The sequence below is a fragment of the Clostridium sp. CTA-1 genome (assembly GCF_054768215.1).
Map to the genome: position 1 here is coordinate 17,090 of NZ_BAAAAP010000034.1, position 11,732 is coordinate 28,821.

The following is an 11,732-nucleotide window of genomic DNA, read 5'->3' on the forward strand; positions in this document are numbered from 1 at the left end:
TTAGAGTTAAATGCTTTGGCGGAGAAAGAGGGATTTGAACCCTCGCACCGGTTACCCGATCTACGCCCTTAGCAGGGGCGCCTCTTCAGCCACTTGAGTATTTCTCCATAGCTTCCTTATATAAAAATGGCGGAGAGATAGGGATTCGAACCCTAGGTACGGTCACCCGTACGCCGGTTTTCAAGACCGGTGCCTTAAACCAACTCGACCATCTCTCCACGTTTTTTTAAATTTTTCACTTGAGTACGTAATAAATTATAACAATAAAAATAATATATGTCAATATATTTCTTAAATTTTTTCTAAAAACATTTTTTAGAATATAAAAATATACTATTTAAGAAATGCAGCTTTTTCACGTATAGGATGATATAAATTTAAAATTAAATGATATAAACAAAATTCATTTGAGTTTTCTGGATTTTCATGTACTGAAACTAAAATATCATCTTTTTCATATATATTTTTTGCTCCTAACTGACCATTTACATTAAATTTATTCAATATCTCCCGTTGTTTTTCTATAACATTACCTTTTTCTTTGTCCTTAACAATTACAATTGTAAAACCAAATTGGAAATTTTCATTCAAATATGCTATAAGTTGATTTAACTGAGAATTAAAATGACCCCAATTCTTATTTTCTCCAATTGCTATATAGGTAATTGTACCATTATATACTGAAGAAAGAAAAAAGTCCGACTCTCCTGATTTTTTGACAGAATATCCAACAGGAGTCTCTCGTTCAATTTGTATCTTATCTTGTAAAGCCAGTCTTAACATATCTGCAATTTGATCACTTATTTCCTCTTCTGTATGCTTCAATAACTGCCTTGGACGCACTTCTAACCTTTTTAGCACATCTTTAAGCTTTACTACAATTAAATTTTCCAATAATTTATTTTTCTCTTCATTTTTCAATTCTGCCTCAATTTGCATTCGTATATCTTTTGGCATCAACTCTTTATAATATTTAATATTAACACCCAAGCTATCAAATCCTGGCCGATTTATCTGATATAGTAAAACAATCTTATCAAGGTAAGTAAAATCAATATCTACAAACAAAGTCTCTACAAAATCATCTCCTGTTTGAAGGCTATTAAGAAGATCCAGTTCATCTACTGAATATTCGTCACATTTCTCAACAGAAAAAAGTGGCTTTCCCGCATATTCTTCTAAATCATCTATTACCTTTGAATAATTCCAAATAATTTTGTAGAGTGCATATTCATGTAAACAAGTCATATCATGCAGATAATAGTCTTCCACCCATTCCTGTAAATCTTTTATAATATTTTTGCATTTATCCGGATTCTCCCTGCAAATATAATATGGAAAATAAGATTCAATATACTCATCATCTGTATCGTTTAAAAGCGCAAATTCAAAATCAATCATAATACACAAGCGACGATTTATTTCTTTCAATACCTTCATTGTAGGATAAAATTCAACAAATTGAATCATATGTATTTCTCCTTCTATTTTGTTTTTTGTAATTTTTTATGTCTTTTATCTTTCTTTATATTACCATACTTTTCTTACCTTCTATATTTAGAATGTGATAAACTCATTGTATCCTTTATGACATTACCCTTTTGTTATAAAATGGTACAGTTAGATAAAATTTATCTTTTTAACATTGTTGTTGTATTCTTGAGCATAGTTGGGGTTTTATTATACTTAAGACAAAAGAAAAGAAGTCGACAGCTAAAAGCTCGACTTCTTCGTACAAAATATTTTGGCGGAGAAAGAGGGATTTGAACCCTCGCACCGGTTACCCGATCTACGCCCTTAGCAGGGGCGCCTCTTCAGCCACTTGAGTATTTCTCCATAGCTTACTTACATAAAAATGGCGGAGAGATAGGGATTCGAACCCTAGGTACGGTCACCCGTACGCCGGTTTTCAAGACCGGTGCCTTAAACCAACTCGACCATCTCTCCACATATTTAACTTCATAACGAAAATTATTATAGCATTATAATTAAACTTTGTCAACGTAGATTATATTTTTAATATCTATTTTTCTCATTGATTTTTTATAATATTTTAGTATATCATATTTGATTATTAAATATAACTTAAATAAAATATAGTTTTTATGGAATTTTATTTAACTAATAATAAAAACACTATTAAATTTTACTCCAATAAATCAATTTAATAGTGTTTATTTTAAATTAAATATATATAAATTCTTTATAACAAATAATATTCAGTTATTTTATTACTTCTCTTCCTCCCATATAAGGTCTTAACACTTCTGGTATTGTAATTGATCCATCTTCATTTTGATAGTTTTCAAGTATAGCGGCAACAGTTCTTCCAATAGCAACACCTGATCCATTTAATGTATGAACGTATTGTGGTTTTGCTTTTGCATCTTCTTTATATCTTATATTAGCACGTCTTGATTGGAAGTCTTCAAAGTTACTACAGCTTGATATTTCAACATATCTATTGTAACTTGGCATCCAAACTTCTAAATCATATTTTAATGCAGCTGTAAATCCTAAATCACCTTTGCATATTCTTACAACTCTATATGGGATACCTAATTCTTTTAATACTGTTTCAGCATCATTAGTTAGTTTTTCTAATTCTTCATAAGACTGTTCTGGTTTTGTAAATTTAACAAGCTCTACTTTATTAAATTGATGTTGTCTAACAAGACCTCTTGTATCTCTACCTGCTGAACCTGCTTCTGACCTAAAACAAGCACTATAAGCTACATGTTTTAATGGTAATTCATCACCTTTTAGGATTTCATCTCTATATAAATTAGTTACAGGAACCTCTGCAGTTGGTATTAAGAAGTAATCGTCCTCTGAAATTTTAAAAGCGTCTTCTTCAAATTTAGGCAATTGTCCTGTTCCTATCATGCTTGTTCTATTTACCATGTAAGGTGGTAATATTTCAGTATAACCATGTTTTTCTGTATGAGTATCTAAAAAATAAGATATTACAGCTCTTTCTAATCTAGCTCCTAATCCTTTATAAAAAGTAAATCTTGATCCTGTTACTTTTCCAGCTCTTTCAAAATCAAGAATATTTAAATTTGTTCCTATATCCCAATGAGCTTTAGGTTCAAAATGAAATTTTGTTGGTTCTGACCAATTTCTTATTTCTACATTGTCCTCATCTGTTTCTCCATCTGGCACTTGTGGATTTGGTATATTAGGTATTCTAAGCATTATATATTGTATTTTTTCATCTATTTTAGCTAAAGTAGCATCAAACTCTTTTATTTCTTCTGATAAATTTTTCATTTCAGCTACTATATTAGAAACATCTTTTCCTTCTTTTTTTAGCTTAGGAACTTCAGAAGAAACTTGATTTCTCTTACTTTTTAAAACCTCAACTTTAACTAAAATATTTCTTCTTTCCTCATCTAATTTTAAAACTTCATCAATTACAGTTACATCAAACTTTTCGCCTCTATTGTTTAATGCTTCTTTTATTTCATTTGGATTATTTCTTATTCTTTTTAAATCTAACATAATATTTTATTTATTGGATCATCCAATAAATACTTCCTCCCTTCAGATTTTGTATTTTTATAATATAATAGAAAAAGCCCTTCGTTTCCCTATAAAAGGGACGAAAAGCTCCGCGTTGCCACCCTAATTGATCATAAAATGATCCTCTCTTAATTATAACGGTTATCCGTACTGTTTTTATAACAGTCCCTCAGAGGTGGATTCACAATATAAGGTTATTAACTTACACCAGCCGTTAACTCTCTTAAAACTTCATATAGCTACTGCTCCTCTTCACAGGTTTTAATATTTAATTATAAACATAAATTTAATAAAATTATACAAATACTATAGCTATATGTCAATAGCATTTGTTAATTTTAGCTAACCCTTTACTCATTAATATTTTTAATAGCTATTATATCTACTCCAGTGTTTAAAATATTTTTACAAATTACATCTCCAATTTCTATAGGATAACCTACATATAATCTACTTAAAGCTTTAGAACACTCTATCCATAAAGATTTTTCTATAGGTTCACTACTTTTTACTGGTAATACATTATGTTTAGATCCTTTTATCCTGACTAATGTAGTAAAAATATCCTTAGTAGTATTAACATAATTTTTAGCATAATCTATTCCTAAATTACATTGGTTACCTTTTATAGTATTATAATTACTATTGTAAAGAGATATTATACATTTTTTATTGCATCCATTACAAATAAATTCTCTAAGCACCTTTATTCCTCCTAAATTAAATTGTATCAAATTCTTTAATTCTACAGGGTATAATTTTAGAATTTTTTGAATCTTTAACTATATCTGTCATAAATTTATTTGTTTCTCTAGCTAATATCGATGCAACTTTATTTAAACAATAGGCTCCCTGACAACTACCAAAAGCTGCTCCTGTCCTTCTTTTTATTCCCTCTAATGTTCGTGCACCTAAAGGCCTTCTTATTGCATCTATAATTTCTCCTTCTGTTACTTTATTGCAAGCACATATTATTTTTCCATACCTTTTGTCCATATTTATAATTTTATTTCTTTCTTCTAAAGACAACTCATTAAATTTATAATAATCCCTTCTTTTATCTATAAACTCTTTCTTTAGTACACATTTTATATTGCTAACTATATTATCTGTAACAATCTTTGCTATATAAGGTGTCATCGTTACTTGTCCATAATGATTGACTATAACTTTTATATATCCCTTATCTATTAAACTATCATCTATCACTATACTATCATCATAATATGGAAATTGATAAAAATTATTTATATCCATCTCATTTATTTCATCTAAAATCAAAGCAGACACATCTAATGTATTTTTATAATTTATCTTTTCATAAGTATCTACTGCTAAAACCATACTGCCTTGAACCGTTGGTACAGCTAAAATTTTTTTTATATTTTCATTATTACCTAGCTTTACTACTATATTATTAAATTCTTTGATCGAATTTTTTTCTATCAATAAATAATTTAAATTACTTTTTTTATAATTTCTTTTGGTGTCTGAATATATTCCAAAATTTTCATCAGGGGTTGTATTTATAACTATATTACAGTTAAATTTGTTTTTATTAGTTATAATTTTATATCCTTTAGATAGTTTTTGTATTTCTAAAACCTGTTCTTCTAATTTAAAATTTACCCCATTATCAAAGGCAATTTCCCCATAAGATATAGCTAAATCAAAAGGTGCTATAGATGCTGTATTGCTAGAATATAATGCCTTTTTAAAATCTATATTTAAATTTGGTTCTATTTTTTCTACCTCATCCTTAGTTAATATTCCTATATTTTTTATACCTCTTTTTAAAGCTTTTTTATACATATTTTCTATATTAGATACTTCATTATCATTTTGGGCTATTATTAATGACCCTGTTTTTTTAAATGGAATTTTAAATTTTTTAGATATATGTTCCATTAATTTATTACCATTTAGTTCCAAATTAGCTGCTAAATCATCTTCACATTCCACCCCATCATACACTACAGATGAATTTATAAATGCTACATCGTCTGCTATGTCATAATCCTTTTCTATTAAAGCTATATTTAAACTATATTTTGATAATTCATAAGCTAATGCACATCCAATTATTCCCCCACCTAATATCATAACATCATAATCCATTTTTTATCAGCCTTTCTCTCCATTTTAATAATGTATAATTATTAAAGATTTATTAGGTATATTTCTATATAACCACTTTGAATCCTCCATAGGTACTCTTATACATCCATGAGATGTAGGAAATCCTAATTTGTCTTTTTCTTCTTCTATTATATTACCATTTTTGTCTACAGGTATAGAATGAATTAAATAATTTGCAAAAAATTTAATATAGTATCTACCACCTTGATTATATTTGTTACTATAAAAATATTTACCCTTATTTGTAATATAAAAAATACCTAACGGAGTTTCTGTATCTTGTTTTCCTATAACTCCTGTTGAGCATTTGATATTTTTTATTATTTTATCGTTTTTATATACCCTTATCTTTTGATCTATTAAGTCTACATCTACTTTATATTCAGTATTTTTATGTAAAATTCCTTTAAGATTTTCTTTATTTTTCTTAATCCATCCTTTTCTTCCTAAATTTCCTTCTTCACAAAATATATATCCATTTTGCTCCTTATAGCTAACAATTATATCATCTTCATATAAATAATATAATACTTCGCTATTAGAATCAAAATTTTTATATACTGGTACTTTATTTTTATTTATATAATAAGTTTTTTTAAAACAAGTATTAGATGAGAATACTGACATTTCATTTCTATCCACTTCACTTTTATTTATTTCTTTTGTTTTATTGTCTAACTTATTAGTTGTGCTTACATCTTTCTTTGTATGTATAAAGCAAGGTATAAATAATAATATTAAAGTAAATATAACAATATATACGCTTTTTTTAAATTTCAAATTTAATCACTCCAAATTAATTTTCTATATAATGTTATTATTTACATATAAATGATAATTTAATCAAAAAACAAATAAGAACCCCATATAAATATATGGGGTTCTTTACAGATATTAATCATAGTTATTATATCTTTTATTTTATACTATTTAATATATTGCCTAATTCATTTATATTTTGTCCATATTTAGTCCAGTCTCCATTTTTTTGAGCTTCTATGGCTTTATTATAATATTCTTGAGCTTTTTTCAATTTTGAATCATCTATAGTCTTTGTACTATCCTTTTCATTTTTATCATTTACTTTGTTATCTTTAGAATTAAATATTTCTTTTATACCTTCCTGAATACTAGATGATAAAACTAATTTATCATTATAGGATAATATTACTCTTTTCATTTCTGGTATACTATTTTTACCACTAGCTCGCAAATATAGTGGTTCTATATAAAGAAGAGAATTTTTTATAGGTAATATTATAGTGTCTCCATATTGCACCTGTGAACCTTCTCTATTCCATAATGATAATTCCTTAGATATATTAGTATCTTGATTTATTTTTTGTTTAAATAAATATGGACTATATACCGTTTTGTCTGATGGAAGTTTATATAATATTTTTTTACCATATTGCTCTCCATCCATTCTTGCTCCAAATAAAGCTATCATATTATCCTTTTTCATTACATTAAAATAATTCAAAAGTACCATTTCTTCCTTATTTTGCTCTGGTAATTTCATAATTATATAAGGAGCATCATTTGTATTTGTTTCTCCTTCAACATGTTTTTGATCCTTAGATACTTCCCATAGATCTTCACCATTATAAAACACGCCAGGATCTTTTACATGATATTTTCCTAATACTTTGCTTTGAATACTAAATAGATCTTTTGGATATCTAAAATGTTCTCTTATTTCTTTAGGCGCATCTTTTTCTTCTTTAAATAATCCCTTAAATATTTTAGCATAATTATTAACTATAGGATCCTTTTTATCTGTAATATAAAAATTAATATCTCCATCTACAGAATCTATTACTACTTTAGCTGAATTTCTTATATAATTTATATTATCGTAAGGCTCTGAATAAGGATATCTATTTGTAGTAGTATAAGCATCTATTATCCAATATATTTTGCCATTATATATAACCATATAAGGATCATTATCATAAGTTAAAAAGGGTGCTATTTTTTTTGCCCTCTCTACAATATTTCTATTTATTATTATCTTACTATCTCTTTTTATATCCTTTGATAAAAGAAAATTAATATCTTTTTTATTTATAGCAAATAATAATCTATTAATAAAGCTCATTTTTATCCCTGCATGTCCATTATATTTATTAGTTTTATTAGAATCTTCTTTAGGATAATCAAATTCATTTATCTTAGTGTTTACTATAACATAGTCATTAGTCTTTTCTCCAAAATATATCCTAGGATTAGTCAATTTTATATTTGTTTTATTATAAGGTGGTATATCTTTTATAACAAAGTCAGGTTGTCCTTCACTTGTTACAGAATTTACTTTATTCATAACTGCTCCAAAGCCATGTGTATATATTAAGTGTCTATTTTGCCATGTATTTGGGTTCAAGGCATCTGTATCTATTTCTCTTGCAGCTAGGAATACTTGATTGTATTTTCCATTTATATTATACCTATCTATATCTATGTCATTAAAAGTATAGTAATATCTTATTATTTGAACTTGATTATAAAATTCTAATGTAGGTTTAAAAGAATTTATTCTTACGTTATCTATACTTGCTTTGTTATCTGTAATATCTTGCTTTTGTAAATCATTTTTAATATCAAAATCTCTTATTTCAATATCATCTAATGCAAAAGCTTTTCTTGTTAAATCTATATTATTTTTTATATAGGGTTGCTCTAAAGTTTTTTCATTTGATTTGACTATAAAGTTTTGTACTAAAAAAGATGCTATATTTTGTGATACTATCAAAAATATAGTTATACCTATACATATGCTTACTGGCTTAAATTTACCTTTTACTATACTTAATAATGTTACTATAGATGAAATTAGTGTAATTACTACTATTATTTTATAGAATAATAAAGTAGCGTGAACATCAGTATAGCTAGCACCAAAAGATACTCCATTAGAGCTATAAACTAAATTCCATATTTTTATTAAATGCCCAAAGGATATAAATAAAATTATAAGACCAGATACAATAGCTAATTGTTTTCCTGCAAAGGATTTTATGCCATGATTTATATTTTTTAAATTTATATCCTTTTTGCTTTGAATTTTATATTTAGCTTCTAAAATAAAATAAGCTATAAATGTTGTTATAACTAAAAATAATAATAAAGAAATTATAACTTTATATAAAGATTCAAAAAGTGGCAACTTAAATACATAAGAAGAAACATCTTTAAAAAAGATAGGATCTTTTAYATTAAAATCTACAGAATTATTAAATTGTAATATTCTATACCAATAACTACTTGAAAATATATAAGCTAAAAATATAGATACTATAAAGTTAAAAATAAAAAATAATTTTTTCCCATAATCTTTTTTATTTAATTCTATATCTATTATACTTTTATCCCTATTTATCATAAGGCTTTTATAATACATCCATATAGATATAAAAAATATTATAAATATAGGAATCATTAAAATAATTATAGCTCTCATTTTAGTAAAATATATTGTTAAATAGTTTACTTCTTTAAACCATTTTATATTAATAATAAAATTTATTATTTTATTAAAAAATGCTATAAATAAAATTATTATGATTAATGGTATAAACAATGCTTTTTTATTTTTCATTTTATCACCTACCATTTCTATTTAAAAATCTTCCAATCAAAGAATATTTAGTTTCTATAGCTCCCTTAGGGCAAAGTTCCTGACAACAAAAACATCTTATACATTTTTTCATATTCCAAACTGGTATTTTTTTATCTCCCTTTTTTATCATATCTATAACATATGGTTTTTCGGGACATACTTCAGCACATCTACTACATCCTATGCACTTTTCTTCTATTAAAGTAGGATCTGGTGCAATAATATCTTTTAAAAAATTTGTAACTTTAGGATTTATAAAATAAAAATCCCCACCTTCTCTACAAAGTTTAAAATCATTTACAGCCATGCTATCTATTTTTTCACCTAATACCTCTATGTCCTTTAAAAAAACACTTCCCCAATTACTATCATAGGCTTCTTTTAATACAGGAATTTCTAATGGATTATCATATCCTATTATTTTAACAGCAACGGAATCCACTGCTGTAAGGCTATTTCCCATTATAATTGTATTAAGGTTATAGGGACTTCCACTTTTAGGGCCATTTCCTTCCATAGCTATAATTCCATCTAATATAGCAAAATCAGTTTCTAGCAATGTATTTAAATCTAATAACATTTTACAAAAATTATTTGCATTAGGCATTCTTGTATGCCAAGTGGCTTTTAATGTTCCTGGTATACATCCAAACTGATTTTTAACTGCACCAGTAAAGTAAGCCATAGCATGTGTTTTTAATTTAGGTAATGTTATTAATACATCTGTTTCATAAGCTGCTTTTGCTATAGTCCATGATCTGCACAAAATAGAATTATCACAGCTTACATTAATAGATTCTTTAAAATCTTTAAATGCTATATCATATTTTTTTGCTATATTGAGTAATCCACATTTTTCAGCTGCTCTTTTAGAATCTCCAAATCCAGGGGAATCTCCAAAGGATATGTTACTAGAATAATCTCTTAATATTCTTATTACTGCTTCGAAAACTACACTATTAGTTACTACTGGAGAACCTTCATTTTCAATACTAAGCATATTAGGTTTTAAAAGAATTTTGCTATTATAAGGTATAAGTTTTTTTAAAAAAGAGTCTCCTCCTAAAAGCTCAAATCCATTTCTTATAGTTTTTTCTACTTTTTTTAAATCATATTCATCACATTTTAAAAGGGCTACTTTATCCATCTTATATTTCCTCATCTACTAAATAATTTTTTTTGTTTAATTCTTCTATTATTTTATTCATTATATCTTCATTATCTGAAGATATTGTATGCAAGTGAATCCCACCAGTAAGTATTAATAAAGGTTCTGCTTTATTGTTTTGTATATTTTTTATAAAATTATCTATATCATACATGGATTTTATCATCAGCATTGCTTTTATTTCTCCATATACAGGATGTTCTACTACCACATCTTCTACTATTCCTCCAAATTTAATTATAGTCTCCAACTCGTCTTTTATATCCTTACTATCATGACATACAGCTATAATTCTTCTTATTAATTCTTTATTTTCATTAGGTATTAAATAGCCTTCAGGTGTAGCAATTATATTTCTACCTGACGCTCTTAAAATAGCTATATCTTTTACTATCACCTGCCTTGTGACACCTAATTTTTGTCCCATTTCATTACCTTTAATAGGTTTATTATTTTTCATTAACATATTTTCAATGCTTTTTCTTCTTTCTATTGAATTCATAATATCACCACTTTATTAATTTAAATTATCACTATATATTAATAAACTTAATTCTTTATTTATAATATTTTCATCATGATGGTTTTTAACTAAAAATAACATTTCTTCACTATATTTATTATATTCTTTTAAAATGCAATATCCTAAATAAGGATGATTATAATGAACATAAACTGATTTAATATTTTGAAATTTTTTTATTCTAGAATTCGTAATTTTATCCATAATTACTATTATGCTTTTTTTTATAATATCAACTTTATAATTTAATTTTCCTATATCATGTAATAAAGCTACCTTTATAAACTCATTTTTTGTGAGATTATATTTACCTTCTTCATATAATTTTTCTATATCATAAGCTACTTTTATAGAATGCTTTTGTTCACTTATAGATAATTTATTGAAAATCTTTAATTCCTCATTATCTAAGTGCATATTTATATATACTATGTCTCCATATTCCAATTTAGCAGTAGCATTCCAGTGAAATTGTTTAATTCTATATACTATTTTATTAAACCTCCCTATTTAAATAATCTTATATTATTAGTTTACAATAAATTTCTTGTTTTTTAAATGGATATAAAAAAATAAGATACTTATGAAAGTTCATAAGTATCTTATGTCTAATGGTGGAGATAAGGAGATTCGAACTCCTGACCCCCTGCTTGCAAGGCAGGTGCTCTCCCAACTGAGCTATACCCCCAAATGGTGGACCTTCAGGGACTCGAACCCCGGACCTACCGGTTATGAGCCGGTTGCTCTAACCAACTGAG

9 protein-coding genes, 5 tRNA genes and 1 other annotated feature are annotated in these 11,732 nt (G+C 26.4%); all 14 genes read right to left on the reverse strand.

Going from position 1 to position 11,732, the window contains the following annotated elements; all coding sequences use genetic code 11:
- Positions 1-16 precede the first annotated feature (16 nt).
- Positions 17-107: transfer RNA gene (locus ACYUEW_RS17880), tRNA-Ser, on the reverse strand.
- Between the two features lie 20 nt (positions 108-127).
- A tRNA-Ser gene (locus tag ACYUEW_RS17885) sits at positions 128-218 on the reverse strand.
- A 115-nt stretch (positions 219-333) separates the two neighbouring features.
- The gene (locus tag ACYUEW_RS17890; RefSeq protein WP_460277585.1) at positions 334-1,470 is read right to left on the reverse strand and encodes a hypothetical protein; all 1,137 of its coding nucleotides are present in this window, start codon (positions 1,468-1,470) and stop codon (positions 334-336) included.
- Between the two features lie 275 nt (positions 1,471-1,745).
- Positions 1,746-1,836 (reverse strand) — tRNA-Ser (locus ACYUEW_RS17895).
- 20 nt (positions 1,837-1,856) lie between these two features.
- A tRNA-Ser gene (locus ACYUEW_RS17900) sits at positions 1,857-1,947 on the reverse strand.
- Between the two features lie 276 nt (positions 1,948-2,223).
- Positions 2,224-3,504: a serine--tRNA ligase gene (gene serS, locus ACYUEW_RS17905; protein ID WP_460277587.1), complete on the reverse strand. Its 1,281-nt coding sequence runs from the start codon at positions 3,502-3,504 to the stop codon at positions 2,224-2,226.
- 93 nt (positions 3,505-3,597) lie between these two features.
- Positions 3,598-3,790, reverse strand: a binding site (T-box leader).
- Between the two features lie 85 nt (positions 3,791-3,875).
- Entirely contained in the window at positions 3,876-4,229 is a 354-nt protein-coding gene (locus ACYUEW_RS17910; RefSeq protein ID WP_040108828.1) for a DUF1667 domain-containing protein, read from the reverse strand.
- A gap of 16 nt (positions 4,230-4,245) precedes the next feature.
- Entirely contained in the window at positions 4,246-5,643 is a 1,398-nt protein-coding gene (locus tag ACYUEW_RS17915; RefSeq protein ID WP_460277589.1) for an FAD-dependent oxidoreductase, read from the reverse strand.
- A 24-nt stretch (positions 5,644-5,667) separates the two neighbouring features.
- Positions 5,668-6,444 (reverse strand): L,D-transpeptidase, encoded by a 777-nt coding sequence (locus ACYUEW_RS17920; RefSeq protein ID WP_096045014.1) that lies wholly within the window; start codon positions 6,442-6,444, stop codon positions 5,668-5,670.
- A gap of 136 nt (positions 6,445-6,580) precedes the next feature.
- Positions 6,581-9,262: a UPF0182 family protein gene (locus tag ACYUEW_RS17925; RefSeq protein WP_460277592.1), complete on the reverse strand. Its 2,682-nt coding sequence runs from the start codon at positions 9,260-9,262 to the stop codon at positions 6,581-6,583.
- A 4-nt stretch (positions 9,263-9,266) separates the two neighbouring features.
- Entirely contained in the window at positions 9,267-10,430 is a 1,164-nt protein-coding gene (locus ACYUEW_RS17930; RefSeq protein ID WP_042384043.1) for a DUF362 domain-containing protein, read from the reverse strand.
- A gap of 1 nt (position 10,431) precedes the next feature.
- Positions 10,432-10,953: a transcription repressor NadR gene (locus ACYUEW_RS17935; RefSeq protein WP_003482815.1), complete on the reverse strand. Its 522-nt coding sequence runs from the start codon at positions 10,951-10,953 to the stop codon at positions 10,432-10,434.
- A gap of 15 nt (positions 10,954-10,968) precedes the next feature.
- A complete protein-coding gene (locus ACYUEW_RS17940; RefSeq protein ID WP_460277595.1) occupies positions 10,969-11,421 on the reverse strand; it encodes an HD domain-containing protein in 453 nt (150 codons plus the stop codon).
- A 165-nt stretch (positions 11,422-11,586) separates the two neighbouring features.
- Positions 11,587-11,662, reverse strand: a tRNA-Ala gene (locus ACYUEW_RS17945).
- Positions 11,663-11,732: the final 70 nt, after the last annotated feature.

Coding starts and splice junctions, on each gene's coding strand:
- ACYUEW_RS17930 (WP_042384043.1), bottom strand. CDS start 10,430: ATGGATAAAGTAGCCCTTTTAAAATGTGATGAATATGATTTAAAAAAA.
- ACYUEW_RS17890 (WP_460277585.1), bottom strand. CDS start 1,470: ATGATTCAATTTGTTGAATTTTATCCTACAATGAAGGTATTGAAAGAA.
- ACYUEW_RS17935 (WP_003482815.1), bottom strand. CDS start 10,953: ATGAATTCAATAGAAAGAAGAAAAAGCATTGAAAATATGTTAATGAAA.
- serS (WP_460277587.1), bottom strand. CDS start 3,504: ATGTTAGATTTAAAAAGAATAAGAAATAATCCAAATGAAATAAAAGAA.
- ACYUEW_RS17915 (WP_460277589.1), bottom strand. CDS start 5,643: ATGGATTATGATGTTATGATATTAGGTGGGGGAATAATTGGATGTGCA.